The sequence below is a fragment of the Mucilaginibacter sp. Mucisp86 genome (assembly GCF_047324315.1).
Classification (GTDB): Bacteria; Bacteroidota; Bacteroidia; order Sphingobacteriales; family Sphingobacteriaceae; genus Mucilaginibacter.
Window position 1 is genome coordinate 1,899,511 of record NZ_CP168503.1, and the last position, 15,908, is coordinate 1,915,418.

Genomic DNA, 15,908 nt, shown 5'->3' on the forward strand with positions numbered 1-15,908 from the left:
TAACAATCTTGTTATAAATTCCAATCCCTCAGATATTAAAATATCCCCTGCGGCATCTGCACATCAACACATATTCCGTATCTTTACCAATCCAAAAGTTTTTATTGAATAATGAGTGAAGATCTGCATCAAAACGATACACCCAACCCTAATGAAGAAAAACTACACACTGTTACCTCACTCGATGGGTTATATGAAAACTGGTTTCTTGATTATGCATCATATGTAATTCTTGACCGGGCCGTTCCGCATATTAACGATGGTTTAAAACCGGTACAACGCCGCATCCTGCATTCGTTAAAGGAAATGGACGATGGGCGCTTTAATAAAGCAGCCAACGTAATCGGTAACACCATGAAATATCACCCGCATGGTGATGCTTCCATTGGCGATGCCATGGTACAGATAGGCCAAAAAAACCTGCTGATTGATTGCCAGGGTAACTGGGGCGATCCGGTAACCGGCGACTCGGCAGCGGCTCCCCGTTATATAGAGGCCCGCTTATCAAAATTTGCACTTGATGTTGTTTTTAATGCCGATACTACTATTTGGCAGGCCAGCTATGATGGCCGTAACAAAGAGCCTATCACCTTACCGGTAAAATTCCCGTTGCTGCTTGCACAGGGAGCCGAAGGCATTGCGGTAGGTTTGGCTACCAAAATATTACCTCATAATTTTATTGAGTTAATTGATGCTTCCATAGCCGTATTAAAAGGTGAGCGTCCAAATCTGCTGCCCGACTTCCCAACGGGAGGCATGGCCGATGCTTCATTATATAATGAAGGGCAACGTGGCGGCAAAGTGCGGGTAAGGGCTAAAATTGTAGAGCGTGATAAAAAAACGCTCGCCATTACCGAAATACCATTTACTACTACTACCGGCAGTTTGATTGATAGCGTGATCTCGGCCAACGACAAGGGCAAGATCAAGATCAAAAAAATTGAGGATAACACAGCTAAGGATGTAGAGATCATCATCCACTTAGCTCCGGGCATATCGCCCGATGTAACTATCGACGCGCTTTATGCTTTTACCGATTGCGAGGTATCCATATCACCCAACACCTGCGTGATACAGGATGACAAGCCACGCTTCATGAGCGTGAACGATATGCTTACCGAAAGCACCTTCTTCACCAAAGACCTGCTCAAACAGGAATTGGAGATCCGGCTGAAGGATTTGATGGAGAAGATTTTCTTCAGCTCCTTGCTTAAGATCTTTATCCAGGAAGGCATGTATAAAAATCCCGAGTACGAAAACTCGGGCAATTTTGAAGTGGTACTGGAAGTGTTGAACCGCTTATTTGAGCCGTTCTTCCCGCAGTTTTATCGCACCATACAGCCCGAAGATTATAAAAAGCTGATAGATAAACCTATGAGCAGCATCACCCGCTTTGACGTTAAAAAAGCGGATGAGCAGATGAAAGCCCTGGAAAATGAGATTAAACAGGTTAAGCACGACCTGAAACATCTCACTGAATATACCATTGCCTGGTTCCAGAAACTGAAAGACAAATACGGCAAAGACAGGGAGCGCAAAACCGAACTGCGCACCTTTGACAAGGTTGAAGCAGCACAGGTAGCGTTAGCTAATATCAAACTATATGTTAACAGGACCGATGGCTTTATCGGCTCAGGCCTGAAAAAAGACGACTCGGTTGAATATGTTGGCGATTGCTCAGACATTGACGAGATCATTGTTTTCAGGGGGGATGGACGCTGCATCATTACTAAAGTACAGGACAAGGTGTTTGTGGGGAAAGACATCATCCACGTGGCCGTGTTTAAAAAGAACGATGAGCGTACTGTCTACAATATGATATATAAAGATGGCGAAAGCGGCATCAGCTATATCAAACGCTTCTCGGTAGTAGGCGTTACCCGCGATAAAGAATATGACCTTACCAAGGGCACAAAAGGTTCAAAAGTATTATACTTTACCGCCAATCCTAACGGCGAAGCCGAGGTGGTAAACGTACAGCTTAAACCTCATTCCAAACTTAAAAAACTACAGTTCGATGAGGATTTTGCATCCATAGCTATCAAGGGCCGTGGCTCTATGGGTAATATCATTACCAAATACCCGGTTAAAAAGATCATCCTGAAAAGCAAAGGTGTGTCAACGCTTGCCGGACGTAAGATCTGGTACGATGAGATTTTAAAACGCTTAAATGCCGACAGCCGTGGCAAATACCTGGGCGAATTTGATGGTGACGACCGCATTCTTACCGTGCTCAGCAATGGCGTTTACGAATTAAGCAGCTTTGATCTTAACAATCACTTTGATGATAAGATGATCTTGATTGAGAAGTACGATCCGCAGGCGGTATTCTCGATGGTGCATATCGAAGGCAAATCCAAAAACTACCTTGTTAAGCGTTTCACTTTCGAAAACATAGCAGTTGGGAAGCAGGTAAGCCTGATCAGCGAAGAAGCCGGATCAAAAATGGTGCTTATAGGTCACACCGCTCCGGTAATCAGCATGACACATCTGAAAGGCAAGGATCAAACACCTGAAACCCTTGAGCTGAATTTAGCAGAGATTATCGATGTTAAAGGCATGAAAGCCATGGGCAACCGCCTGTCACAACATCCGGTAAAATCAGTTGAACTGATAAGCGATGGCATTGCCCGGGAAGCTGAAACTGCAGAAACCGACAATAACGAAGAGGATACACCTGCCTCAACAGAGGCAATTGAAGATGAGCCTGTAGTTTCTCAGGAAGATGAGCCGGCGGCATCAGCCGATCAATCTGAAGAATCGCCAAAGCCTCCTAAAAAGATTGATTTTGAGATCACCAATCCCGACGATATCGACATGGACGATCAGGGACAATTAGGGCTATTTTAACGCAAAGCCACCGGCAACAATAACCGGTGGCTTTTTTATTTGCCTGCAGATTTATTTCTGCTTATCCAATACTCAAACAATTAGCAAAAAAATCATTTTACAGCTATAAACACCCTTGTTTGCAGCTGCATTTTCGCTATTTTTGATTATTACTAAATCTTATAACATAAAAAACAGGCATGTACTTCGGCGACGGCAATTATTATTATCTTATATTGATATTAGAGGCATTTTGTATCATTCATAGCCTGCGGCGCGGTACCCAGCAAAAATGGCTCTGGATTCTTATAGTAATACCTTTATTCGGATGTTTGTATTATATCTACAGCGAAATCCTGTCTAATCGCGGCATCCGTGCACCCAAGATAAACGTTGAGGCTGTTATAAACCCCGGAGCGAAAATTAAACGTCTTGAAGATGAAGTTAGGTTTACCGATACTTTTGCCAATCGTGTTAAACTGGCAGATGCCTACCTGGAAGCCGGACTTACCGATAAAGCACTCGAAATATATCAAAACAGTCTCACCGGTGCCTTTGCCGAAAACGAGCATGTAATGGCACAACTCATTGTAGCCTACTTTGAAAAAGGAATGTACAACGAGGTTATTCCTATTGCTAAAAAACTTTATAAACTACCGCAGTTCGCCCGCTCAAAAGCGCACATCCTGTATGCCAAATCGCTTGAACTTACTTACCAGGAAGAACAGGCTGAGAACGAGTTTAAACTGATGAAGGGGCGTTATTCCTACTTTGAACCCCGTTACGAATACGGCATGTTCCTTACCCGTGCCGGCCGTGATGATGATGCATGGCAAATTTTCACCGATATGCTCAATGAGCAATCGCAGTTAAGCCCGGTTGAGCGTAAAAGCAATAAAGTATGGTTTGCCAGGGCTAAGGATGAATTGAAGAAATTATCGGCGGCGAGGAAGACGGCGTAATATCAAGAAAGCTATTACATTATTTGTTTTACTTATCAATAAATAAAATCCGATGTCATTTCGACGAACCGGCTGAGAAATGCGCGTAAGCCGTGAGGAGAAATCTTATACGCCCTGAATAAATCGGCCATTGTCGCTTTACAGAGCGTACAAGATTTCTCTTTCGCCCTGCCGCTCGCTCCTCCTCATGCTCTTTCGAAATGACATTTTTTAAAAGCATCATCCCTACCGTCATCCCTAAGTCATACTGACAACCTGACACCATCAGGTTAAAAAATTGTTAAGCCACAAAACACAAGTAACCTTTTGCTGACATTAAAACAGTTTATCCTGTCAATACTTGCCATAATACCCACTTGGCATAATTGATGTTGCGTATCGGGCTGAAAACTTAAATAAAAATAAACAGTTATAACTATGTCATTAAACATCAAACCTATCGGCGACAGGGTTGTAGTGGAAGCTGCAGCAGCCGAAGAGAAAACCGCTTCAGGTATCTTTATTCCTGATACCGCTAAAGAAAAGCCTCAGCGTGGAACTATAGTTGCTGTGGGACAGGGAAAAGTTGACGAACCTTTAACCGTAAAAGTTGGTGATCAGGTTTTATATGGTAAATATGCAGGTACTGAAATTACCTATGAAGGTAAAGAGTACTTAATTATGCGTGAATCAGACATCTACGCAGTTCTTTAAATCAATTATTGAATTAGCGATTTATTGAATTAGTGAATTTTCGGATCCATTACATTCAAAATCAGTGATTCAAAATCTACAAAAAATCAAAAGACATAATTATTGAGCGTGAAAACTAAATCACTAATTCACTAACTCAATAATTCAATAATTAAAAAAACATGGCAAAACAAGTTAAATACAATGTTGAAGCACGCGACGCCCTGAAACGCGGTGTTGATATCCTTGCTAACGCGGTAAAAGTAACCTTAGGCCCTAAAGGCCGTAACGTAATCATCGACAAAAAATTTGGTTCACCAGCCATTACTAAAGACGGTGTTACTGTTGCTAAAGAAATTGAATTAAAAGACGCCCTTGAAAACATGGGTGCTCAAATGGTTAAAGAAGTAGCTTCAAAAACTGCCGATATTGCAGGTGATGGTACTACTACTGCTACCGTTTTAGCTCAGGCTATCGTAACTGCAGGTATTAAAAACGTAGCTGCCGGTGCAAACCCAATGGATTTGAAACGCGGTATCGACAAAGCTGTTGCTGCCGTTGTTGAAAACCTGAAATCACAGTCACAAACTGTTGGTGAAGACAATAACAAAATCAAACAAGTTGCTGCTATCTCTGCAAATAACGACGAGGTTATCGGTTCGTTAATTGCTGAAGCAATGGAGAAAGTTGGTAAAGATGGTGTTATCACCGTTGAAGAAGCAAAAGGTACTGAAACTGAAGTTAAAACTGTAGAAGGTATGCAGTTTGACCGTGGTTACCTTTCTCCTTACTTCGTAACCAACGCTGATAAAATGGAAGCTGAATTGGAAAATCCTTTCATCCTGATCTACGACAAGAAGATCTCTTCAATGAAAGAATTACTTCCAATCCTTGAAAAGCAAGTACAAACCGGCAAACCATTATTGATCATTGCTGAAGATCTTGATGGCGAAGCTTTAGCTACTTTGGTAGTTAACAAAATCCGTGGTTCACTGAAAGTTGCTGCTGTTAAAGCTCCTGGTTTCGGCGACCGTCGTAAAGCTATGTTAGAGGATATCGCTATCCTTACAGGTGGTACTTTGATCTCTGAAGAAAGAGGTTACAAATTAGAGAACGCTGACCTTAGCTACTTAGGTACTGCTGAGAAAATCGTTATCGACAAAGACAATACTACTATCATCAATGGTTCAGGTTCTGCAGAAGAGATTAAAGGCCGCGTAAGCCAAATTAAATCACAGATCGAATCAACTACTTCTGATTACGACCGCGAAAAATTACAAGAGCGTTTAGCCAAATTATCTGGCGGTGTTGCTGTACTTTACGTAGGTGCTGCTACCGAAGTTGAAATGAAAGAGAAAAAAGACCGTGTTGACGACGCTTTACACGCTACACGTGCCGCTGTTGAAGAAGGTATCGTAGCTGGTGGTGGTGTTGCTTTCATCCGCGCGGTTGCTGCTTTGGCTGATCTTAAAGGTGATAACGAAGACGAAAACACTGGTATCCAGATCATCCGTCGCGCTATCGAAGAGCCTTTACGTCAGATCTGCGAAAACGCTGGTATCGAAGGTTCAATCATTGTGCAAAAAGTTAAAGAAGGCACTGCCGACTTTGGTTACAACGCACGTACTGATAAATACGAAAACCTGATTGCTGCCGGTGTTATCGATCCAACTAAAGTAAGCCGCGTAGCTTTAGAAAACGCTGCTTCAATTGCTTCAATGTTATTAACTACTGAAGTAGTATTAGCTGATGATCCTGAAGATGCTCCAGCTGGTGCTCCGCCAATGGGTGGCGGTATGGGTGGTATGATGTAACCCCCCAGCCCCCTAAAGGGGGTGTACGGAAATATATACTATTCAGAACCCTGTCTGTTTTTGCAGACAGGGTTTTGTGCTTTAAAAGAGGCTGTTATAGTCATGCTAAGGTAAATCAACCGTCATTAATCAATCATTTGATTAATTTTCACATTTAAAAGCTTCCTTAAAACATAAATTTGCATAACAAATCTGGTACAGCCCAAAACAGGCACAGGATTTGAACAATGCAGGTGATGAAACTTCTATCTCAAAAAACAAAACAAATACAAAGCACCCTGGTTGATTGGGTGCTATTCAAGGGCCCCGAGCTCTTCGTATCCCTATACAGTTAATAGATAATTATTAACTTTGCGCCCAGTTATGAAACTGGACGAATTTTACACCGAGTTCCACCATTGGCTTATTAACCGTGGCCCTAAATATGTAGGTGGAATAATCATATTTTTTATTGGTATTTGGTTTATTAAATGGCTGCGTAACCGTTTGCGCACCCGTATGGTAAGGCGTGGGATACACTCATCGCTGCAACCCTTCTTTTTGAGTCTTACCATCACAGCTATGTATGTGTTACTCGTGATATGGGTAATGAACATCATAGGCTGGGAAATGACCATTTTCACTACCATTATCGGTGCATTTTCGGTAGCAGCAGGTTTAGCCTTATCGGGTACCTTTCAAAACTTTGCAGGCGGTGTACTGATCCTGTTATTAAAACCTTTTGAACTTGAGGACAGCATTATAGCACAGGGACAGGATGGCCGGGTAGTATCCATACAAATGTTTTATACAGTGCTTATCACTGCCGATAACAAAACCGTAATTATACCTAACGGAAAGCTGTTTAACGAAGTTATTGTAAACGTAACCCGCGAAGGCAGGCGCCGCCTTGATTTTGAAATGCGCGTGGGCTATAACAACGATATGGAAAAGGTAAAGGCTGTCATGACCAACGTGGTTAATGCCAATAAAGATATCCTGCATGATCCGGCTGCACGTGTAGGTGTTATCAGCCTGGATAACGATTGTGTTAGGTTTACCATCAACGTTTGGGTTGATCCGGCTAATTTCCTTAACGCCAAAATAAACCTGCAGGAGCAAATGCTGAAAGAGCTTGCAGCAGGCGGTGTTAATTTCCCGAAACCAGGGTTTTAATATTAGAAGCAAGAAGTCAAGACTCAAGAAGACAAGAAATTACAGAAGCAGGAAGTCAAGATTCAGGAAGCAGGAAAAGCCCCAACAGAATTATCTTTTGGGGCTTTCTTGCTTATTCTTTTTCCTTTCTTGGTTCTTGATCTCCTGAATCTTGACTCTTAAAAAACTATATCTTCACCTTGCGCTCGTTTGCAACGAGCGATTAATATGGATTGGCGATTGTATCGCCAGTTGCGTTATAAACGCAAACCCAATTACGCACTCGTTGCAAACGAGCGCGAGTTTAAATAGAATTAAATTGATTTCTTTCTTGTTTCTCATATCCTGATTTTTCTTGACTCTTAAATTATATGGATTGGTGATAAGTTTGTCATTTCGATAGAGCAGGATAGGCGGTTCGTCGAAATGACATCTTCTTTTAATTCATCATAGTAATTAAAGGATGTGGGTACACCGTAGGTTGCAAACGAGCGCGAGTTTAAAAAGCCTTTCCTGCTTCCTGAATCTTGACTTCCTACTTCTATTACTTCTTGATTCTTGATCTCCTGGCTCTTGATTCTCAAACTAAATTTTCTGCTTTGCCTTTATCTCCAAATAACGGTTCACCGTATTGATAGTAAGATTTTGTGGTGCCGTTAATATCGACTGGATGCCGTAGCTGGCCAGTTCTTTTACCATCAGCTTTTTGTCATAGGCAAATTTTTCGGCAATAGTTTTTATGTAGATGCTTTCAACATCTTTGGCAGGCTGTTCGCTTAGGGTTTTTAATTCGGTATTTTCAAAAAAGACTACCAACAGCAGGTGAAATTTGGCTATCCGGCGTAAAAATGGCAACTGCCGCTGCAATGCCGGGAGACTTTCATAATTGGTAAAAAATACCACCAGGCTGCGTTGTTTTAATACCCTCCGTGTAGTGATATAAAGCGCCTCCATATTAGTTTCCAGGTAACGGGTTTTCTCTTTGTATAAAACCTCCATTATCTTATTAAGCTGCGCGTAATTCTTATCGGCAGGCACTACCGAACCTATTTTCTCACCCACGGTTATTAAGCCGGCTTTATCTTCTTTAAGCAGGGCTACGTTCGATAGTACAAGGCTTGCGTTAATGGCATAATCCAGCAAGCTCAACCCTTCAAAAGGCATCCGCATAGCCCGCGATTTATCGATGATACAGTAAACGTGCTGCGATTTTTCGTCGGTATAGGAGTTAACCATCAGGTCGCCCCGCCGTGCTGTGGCTTTCCAGTTGATGGTGCGATAGTCATCGCCGGGGACATAAGATTTTACCTGCTCAAACTCCATACTGTGGCCAATCCGCCTGATCTTTTTAATACCTATTTCAGTAAGCCGGTTTGATATGGCCATCAACTCATACTTGCGCATCTGCAAAAACGAGGGATAAACCGGCAAGGTTTCCGCTTGTTCAAAATTATAACGCTTGGATACCAGCCCCAGAGCCGATCGCACAAATACACGGATAAAACCAAATTCATACTCGCCCCGGCGTGTAGGCCTCAGCATGTAATTGATTTGCTTACGTTCGCCGGGCGTAAGCGTGGTGGTAAACCAAACATCACGTTTTTGAAACTGTTCGGGAATCTCGTCAATAATGCCAATATTAACGCTGAATCCATACCGGTTTTCAATGTAAATACTAAGCTCGTTCTCATCGCTGTTGCTTAACCGCTCGGGCGCAAGGCGTTTGGCAAATACACCGTCGCTTACACGGTAAAGCATAAACAGATCGGCAATTAACAATGCCAGCAAAGCATAAAAAGCTATATCGGGCACAATGCCCAGCCATGGGAAGAAAAACGAAAGTAAATACAATACCACGCAGGCAGCAACCGCACCGAATAAACGGTTAGTTAAAAACAAGTTGGTATAAAATAATCGGAATAGCTTTTTCACGCGCTTTACTATCGTGGCACTTCAATTTTTTGTATTACCTGGGTTATCACCTCATCTGGCGTTACCCCTTCCATCTCCTTATCAGGCGTCAGCATAATACGATGGCGCAGCACAGGCGGAGCAACGTAAATAATATCATCAGGCGTAACAAAGTCGCGCCCCCTGGTAGCAGCAAGTGCTTTGGCGCCATTAACAATGGCCAGCGATGCACGAGGTGAACCGCCCAACTGCAACGATTTGCTGTTACGCGTTTCGTGAATGATTTTAGCTGTAAACTCCAGTATTTTATCTTCTACATGCAAGGCCCTAACCTGCTGGCGTAAATCGTTAATATCGGCGGCGGCCAGCAAGGGCTGGATCTGGCTAAGCTGATCGGTAGTTTTTTGCTGATGCTGACGGGCTAGGATTGCAATTTCTTCTTCAAGGGTTGGATATTTCACCTCAATCTTAAACAAAAACCTGTCCAACTGGGCTTCGGGCAGGCGATAGGTTCCTTCCTGCTCAACCGGGTTCTGCGTTGCAAAAACGGTGAAAGGCTCATCCATTTTATAGCGATGCCCGTCGATGGTAAGCTGCCGCTCTTCCATTACCTCAAACAAGGCCGATTGTGTTTTTGCCGGAGCACGGTTAATCTCATCTATCAGGATAATATTACCGAATATCGGTCCTTGCTTAAACTCAAACTCGGTTGTTTTAGGATTGAAAACAGATGTTCCTAAAATGTCCGACGGCATCAGATCAGGCGTAAACTGAATCCGCGAATACCGGGCATCTATAGTTTTAGCGATAAGCTTTGCCGTAAGTGTTTTGGCAACGCCAGGGACGCCCTCAATAAGGATATGCCCATCGGCCAGGATGCCTGCAATAAGCAGGTCAATAGAATCATGCTGACCTACAATAATGGTTGCCAGCGTAGCTTTTATTTGCTCAACAGCAATTCTTAATTTGGATAGATCGGTACGTTGTTCAAAAAATTCGTTTTCCATATTTACCTGGATTGGATATAAAATTGTTCAATAAGTTGGTTGAGCCTGATCAGCTCCTGATCTGTTACAATGTCATGAGTACTGATGAAGATAAATGCACCGGATAGTTCGCGGGCAACATCCCCGGTTACTCCGGTACGGTTAACAAGCTCTTCCACAAACTCAGGGCCGGTCCGGTTAGCTTTAATCCGGTAGGTTTCACGTACAAACGCCCAGAAATACTGCATTTTCTTGCGTGCGATGTTAATGTTGTCCCTTCGCTCATAGTACACCTGTCCTACTACATTAACGAAATCAACTGTTGAGTTTTCGAGCGGTTTAATAATTGGGATAATCCGTTGCCGCCTTTTCACCTCATACAGCACAAATATCAGCAGGCTAAACAAAGCGAGATAGTAAGCAGCTTTTAACTGTGTGTTCCCGAAAAACACCCTCATCGGCGAGTCATCTTCGCCGGTGCCCTGGGTGTAATATTCGTCCCAAACTATTTCCGGCGTTTTCTTCACCATGGATAAAGCAGTCGAAGCCCATTCGGCCCCTTGCGGCTTCAGCAGACTGTAATTGGTGAACATGCCCGGGTTAGGCGTTAAATAAAGGTTACCCTTTCCCATTGGATATTTTAGCAAGTTGGCCTTATGGTCATCCGTTTCACCAATAACTACTGCATGCGCGGTATCAAACTTATCATAATAGCCTGCCGTTAAACCTTTATCAACAAAATAATTAACCTCGGGCGATAAAGCCGGATTTACAAAATGCATCAATGTGTGGCTGCTGCCGTTGATAGCAAGCTTATTGTCACTTTTTATTTTAAGCTCTTTTTCAAAATCGGCCCCTAAAAACCCGGCGGCAATAAAAACATCGTTACCGGCAGTTATATATTGCTTAAGCTGTTTAAAATCGGGCTTGGTAATATTGAGCGCCCCGGCTATGATAATGTATGATGACCCTTTGATGGAATCTTCGGTAATGGCATTGTAAATAGCCTGCCGTTTAGGTTTGATCACAGCACCTGAAAAAATATCCCGGGCGCGTTCATACAACACCCGCGTACCATACGGGATCTTATCGGTATTGCTGAATGTGGGCGTCCAGTTAACCTCTTGGGGCTTATTCATGTTTGCTACTACGTAAATGGCAAACAAAACCGTGGCTATTATAAAGTAAATCTTCAGGTCCTTCATAACAGCTGTTTTTTAAAGTTTTGAAACAACTGGTTAATATTACCAAAAGCAGCACCATCAATATTAAAACCACCGTACCATACATATTCAAACTGCCTGGTTAGCGATACAAAAGACTGCCGTACCGAAGGATTATTTAACTCATACACATATGCCGAATTGGTTTTTTCGGGCTGCCACTGGATAAGGCCATCATCGCTAAGTTGTTTCAAGCTCCGCAGGTATAGCAGGCGAACGGCCAGCCGGTAATTATGATTTGATATTGCCTTTTCAATCTCCTCGTCAAAATTAATTTCGTGGATATTCTCTGCAGATTCGGTATACGCCAAAGGTGTTTTGCGGGAATTACCCAATAACAGGTTGCCCATATCCATACCAAGCAATTTCATCACAAAAAAGATGAGCGCGCCAACGGCAACTATCAAAAAGAAGTATTTGAGGAAAGTCCCCAAACCGGGGTTTACACTTAAGCTGCCTAATAAACTGCGCCAAAACCAATTCCAAAACCTATCCCAAAGAGAGATCTCATTGCCTATGTTTTTGTCGTTATACTGATATTCCTTGTCGGCCCGGTATTTATCAAGCGCATTTTCATTAAAACGGCGCACATTAACTTTCGAGCTATCCATATGTACAACCGCAGGCTTCTTTTCAGAAACGCTATCCGTTTTTATGGGAATAACCTTTCCGCTAACCTGGGCCACCGCCGGATTAAGAGCAAAGCATAATAGTATTAATATGATTAGTATTGGCTTAGGCATGGCTCAATCAATATTGTTCGGCAGGCAGGTCATCGGCCTTATCAGTGTGCGTGCCAAACATTTCTATACGTTCCAGTATGCCTGTTCCGTCTTTTCTTTCCTCAAGATTAAAATAACATAGTGCAATAGCTATACTTGGAATAGTATAGGTAAGCATCAGGATGTTTTGAAGCATACTAAAAAATATCATGATTGGCCATGAAACATATTTCATTGACATAAAAGGACGCAATGAAGAAACCAGCGCCAGTGGCACTGAAGCAATTGAACCGCATACGCTCACAATAAGTGAGCAAACAAACATGATCCCAAACACTGTCCACCAATAATCTTTTATAAGCTTAAAGCTTTTGTTAAAAGAGTAATTGAAGCTGGCATTTTCCATAACCATTATAGGTAGTACCAGGTAAAAAATGTTCATCAGGTATATACCGGGTATAACGCAAAACAATAGCCCCAGGCAAGCTAAGATCAGCAATAAAAAAGCCGATCCTAAAGAGCGAAAAAAGTAATGTTTAAAATAATTCCAAACGTCTTGCGGGGTTGGCTTCTCACCCTTTTTTTCCAAATAAACGGCTACAAAACAAAGGGAGGTGAGATAAACAAAAAACTGGCTCAATACGGTTACAAGGCCATTTGCTATAACGCCCAAACCAACATTGAGACCGTTGCTGCTATAGTCGGAAACCTGATTTGAATCTACACTGCTATAGATAGAAATTTGTGAAAATGCGGTAGTAACCGTTCCCATCAGCACAAAAAAACCACAGATAACAAGCAGTGATGAAAAAAGCGGTTTGAAATTTTGTTTCAGAAAGGAGAAGGTATCATTTATTATTTCGCCGAAATCACGGATCCTCCTCAGTTCAATAATATATTTCATTTAATGATCGGTGTTAGTATAGCTTAGGTTTTTATTCAATTTGGCAGGATAAAGTATCACATACCATATCACAAACAGCAATGATGAGGCTAATATAATAATACTTAACCAAACAGGCATTTCGGTGTGGCGTGTTACAAAGCTTTCAAAAAAGGCAGCTAAAAGTATAATGGGGATAAGGCCTACCGTAATTTTCAAGCCCTCAAGCGCCCCCTTTTTTAATGATTGCATCCGGGTATACGTTTTAGGGAACAGCAAACTGTTACCAAGCACCAGCCCGGCACCACCTGCCACAATAAACGACGACATTTCGAGCGTACCATGAATCCAGATTACCAGTATCGATTGTATGCCCAGCCCCTTGCTAAAAAAATAGTATTGAAACGAGCCCAGCATTACACCGTTCATCAAACTTGCATACAATGAGCCTACCGAAAAAAATATACCCATTACAAAAAAGCGTAGCTCTACATACACATTGTTTATAGCTATCATTAAAAACATCAAGCCCGATGAGGTACTTTTATACACACCAAAGGGATCGCCTTTAGCAATGTTGTCATTGGTCATATTCACATAATCGTCGCCAAGGATAAGCCGTACAAAATGATTATCATATTTGGCCGAAAGAACCCCCATACAGGTAAAAACCACAAAAAAGATGAACGAATACAATAGCTGCCTGCGATGCTGAAAAAAGAGCATCGGCAATTCGTACCGCCAGAAGGTTGCGAACCGGTTGCTTTTCTCCTTTTGGTTTTTATAGATATCCTGGTGAAAAGTTGATGCAAGCCCGTTGAGGTACTTTGTTGTATTGGATTGCGGGAAGAAAGTTTTGGCGTAGGCCAGGTCATCTGTAATGGCTATAAATGCGGCGGCAAGCTCGTCCGGATCGGTTGGCTTGTTGGTTTCATAGGCCTTCCATTTTTCGGTATTTTGTTTGATAAACAGCGCCTCACGCATTTTAAAAGCAGGTTTTATTTTTTGTTAAAATACTCACAAATCTTTAATATGCAATCATATTTTACACTAACAAATTTATCTTTGTTAAGATGCAAACCATAACCGTACACACAACACAAAATATTGATATAGACTACGAGATAGCCGGCATTGGCGAACGTATAGTTGCCCGGATAATTGATTACGCTATTTTCATTTCCTTTTATTTCATCTTTATTTTTCTGATCATCGGCAAAATGCCGCAAAGTGCACTGATCATATGTGCGATTATCATGGCAACCATATTTGTGTTTTACGATTTGATTTGCGAAACGCTACTTAACGGCCAAAGCGTTGGCAAGCGGATCATGAAAATACGGGTGATCAGCCTCAACGGTAACCGCCCCCGTTTTGGCCAATACCTGTTAAGATGGTTGATGCGGATGGTTGATTTTGGCATTACCCTTAACCTGGGGGCACTGCTTTGTGCGTTGGTGACCGAAAATGGACAGCGCATAGGCGATCTGGTTGCCGGCACAGCTATGGTGAAAACCCATCCGCGTACGAAGATAGATAGCCTGACGTTCAGACCTGCCGACGACGGTTATGAACCTATTTTTAAAGAAGTGGCCGAATTGCACGATGATGATGTACGATTAATTGCCGATGTGATACACAATTACATGAAAACGCACAATGCTATAGTTGTTTACAACATGGCACTCAAATTAAAAGAACACTTGAAAATATCCACGCTGCCTCCGGATATGAACGACCTGCAGTTTTTACAGGCCATTATCAAAGATTACAGCCATGTAAGCGCCATGTCTGAGCCTTATCAATAAGCCACATGACCATAAAGATGCCACATCTTTATAAAATAGCTGATTAGTACGATACTGCCGTTGATCATAAATACGGTTTTCTTTATAACCGACTTTTCGTTATCGAGTTTAAAAATAACATCGGCTATGCCATAGATAAAAAACAGGATCAGCGGGATTGCTGCCGGATATAAAAGGAAGCTTTTTTGAAGATCGCCCCGGATGAGCGCTATAACCGAACGCTGGAAACCGCAGCCCGGGCAATCAATACCGGTAAGATATTTAAAAGGACAAGGTAATAAATGCCCCTGCAACCAGTGGATAAACCCTAACCGGCTGCAGGATGCATATATCATGATATTATTTAACCACATTAATAGTTTTGTGGAGGAGGATTTTGATTATTGAATGGATCACGGTAATCGTTCGGATTGAATGGCATATTGCCCTGTGCTTCTTTGGCTGATGGGCCTAAATAGGTAGCACTTCCGAATCCAAGAATCGGATAAAAAATAAACGGTAAGATAATCAAACCAATTGTAAAACCTTCACTTTTGCCAAAGCTTTTGCTTAATAGGTTAATCATCCAAATACCAAAAATTATATTGGCGCAGGGGATCAGAAGCATGATAATCCACCATATAGGTTTTCCGATTATCTCGAGTAATACAATGATGTTGTAAATTGGAATGATTGACGCCCAACCAGGTTTGCCTGCTTTGGTGTACACTTTCCAACTACCAATCACCACAATAACCCAGATTATAAGGCACGGGATGAAAAATGCACCAAAAATAGCACCAACCATGCCAGCAGACATGTCGGAAGAAGAAGTGTAAGAATCCATAGTTTTGTTTAGTGTTTAAGTTTTATGGTTTTTGTTTGTTTAAGTTCACTGCAAATTATAAATTATTTCTATCAAAACTATAAGGAGCAACGTATTTATTACTGCACATGTAATTATAATTTATCCTTAATTTTGGCT

The 15,908-nt window shown here is 42.0% G+C and carries 14 protein-coding genes; 6 read left to right on the plus strand and 8 right to left on the minus strand.

Annotated elements, in window-relative coordinates; all coding sequences use genetic code 11:
* Positions 1-111 precede the first annotated feature (111 nt).
* The 5 genes from ACEN9X_RS07835 (at position 112) to ACEN9X_RS07855 (ending at position 7,432) form a co-directional block, all read left to right on the plus strand.
* Complete coding sequence (locus ACEN9X_RS07835) at positions 112-2,850, plus strand: DNA gyrase/topoisomerase IV subunit A (RefSeq protein ID WP_413669842.1); 2,739 nt, start codon at positions 112-114, stop codon at positions 2,848-2,850.
* Between the two features lie 179 nt (positions 2,851-3,029).
* The gene (locus ACEN9X_RS07840; RefSeq protein WP_413669843.1) at positions 3,030-3,791 is read left to right on the plus strand and encodes a hypothetical protein; all 762 of its coding nucleotides are present in this window, start codon (positions 3,030-3,032) and stop codon (positions 3,789-3,791) included.
* Positions 3,792-4,208: 417 nt separating this feature from the next.
* A complete protein-coding gene (gene groES / locus ACEN9X_RS07845; protein ID WP_022834050.1) occupies positions 4,209-4,484 on the plus strand; it encodes a co-chaperone GroES in 276 nt (91 codons plus the stop codon).
* Between the two features lie 161 nt (positions 4,485-4,645).
* Complete coding sequence (groL, locus tag ACEN9X_RS07850) at positions 4,646-6,277, plus strand: chaperonin GroEL (RefSeq protein ID WP_413669844.1); 1,632 nt, start codon at positions 4,646-4,648, stop codon at positions 6,275-6,277.
* 363 nt (positions 6,278-6,640) lie between these two features.
* Positions 6,641-7,432 carry a mechanosensitive ion channel family protein gene (locus ACEN9X_RS07855; protein WP_413669845.1) on the plus strand — a complete coding sequence of 264 codons (792 nt, stop codon included), beginning with the start codon at positions 6,641-6,643 and terminating at the stop codon, positions 7,430-7,432.
* Positions 7,433-7,996: 564 nt separating this feature from the next.
* Here the strand turns inward: ACEN9X_RS07855 and ACEN9X_RS07860 are convergent.
* From ACEN9X_RS07860 to ACEN9X_RS07885, 6 genes are read right to left on the minus strand one after another with little or no spacing between them, the layout of a single operon-like run.
* Positions 7,997-9,343, minus strand: coding sequence for a DUF58 domain-containing protein (locus ACEN9X_RS07860; protein WP_413669846.1), 1,347 nt, complete (start codon positions 9,341-9,343; stop codon positions 7,997-7,999).
* A gap of 8 nt (positions 9,344-9,351) precedes the next feature.
* Positions 9,352-10,329: an AAA family ATPase gene (locus tag ACEN9X_RS07865; RefSeq protein ID WP_413669847.1), complete on the minus strand. Its 978-nt coding sequence runs from the start codon at positions 10,327-10,329 to the stop codon at positions 9,352-9,354.
* A gap of 2 nt (positions 10,330-10,331) precedes the next feature.
* Positions 10,332-11,513 (minus strand): DUF4350 domain-containing protein, encoded by a 1,182-nt coding sequence (locus ACEN9X_RS07870; RefSeq protein ID WP_413669848.1) that lies wholly within the window; start codon positions 11,511-11,513, stop codon positions 10,332-10,334.
* On the minus strand, positions 11,510-12,274 hold the full coding sequence (locus ACEN9X_RS07875) for a DUF4129 domain-containing protein (RefSeq protein ID WP_413669849.1): 765 nt from the start codon (positions 12,272-12,274) through the stop codon (positions 11,510-11,512). Before ACEN9X_RS07875 ends, ACEN9X_RS07870 begins: the two co-directional genes overlap by 4 nt.
* A gap of 7 nt (positions 12,275-12,281) precedes the next feature.
* Entirely contained in the window at positions 12,282-13,157 is an 876-nt protein-coding gene (locus tag ACEN9X_RS07880; protein ID WP_413669850.1) for a hypothetical protein, read from the minus strand.
* Positions 13,158-14,120 carry a stage II sporulation protein M gene (locus ACEN9X_RS07885; protein ID WP_413669851.1) on the minus strand — a complete coding sequence of 321 codons (963 nt, stop codon included), beginning with the start codon at positions 14,118-14,120 and terminating at the stop codon, positions 13,158-13,160. It abuts the gene before it with no gap.
* 89 nt (positions 14,121-14,209) lie between these two features.
* Between ACEN9X_RS07885 and ACEN9X_RS07890 the strand changes: the two genes are divergently transcribed.
* Positions 14,210-14,944, plus strand: a complete 735-nt coding sequence (locus ACEN9X_RS07890; RefSeq protein ID WP_413669852.1) for an RDD family protein — start codon at positions 14,210-14,212, stop codon at positions 14,942-14,944.
* Here ACEN9X_RS07890 and ACEN9X_RS07895 read toward each other — a convergent pair.
* Positions 14,938-15,279, minus strand: a complete 342-nt coding sequence (locus ACEN9X_RS07895; RefSeq protein ID WP_413669853.1) for a DUF2752 domain-containing protein — start codon at positions 15,277-15,279, stop codon at positions 14,938-14,940. The genes ACEN9X_RS07890 and ACEN9X_RS07895 overlap by 7 nt on opposite strands.
* 17 nt (positions 15,280-15,296) lie before the next feature.
* Positions 15,297-15,770, minus strand: coding sequence for a DUF5684 domain-containing protein (locus ACEN9X_RS07900; protein WP_413669854.1), 474 nt, complete (start codon positions 15,768-15,770; stop codon positions 15,297-15,299).
* Positions 15,771-15,908 lie beyond the last annotated feature (138 nt).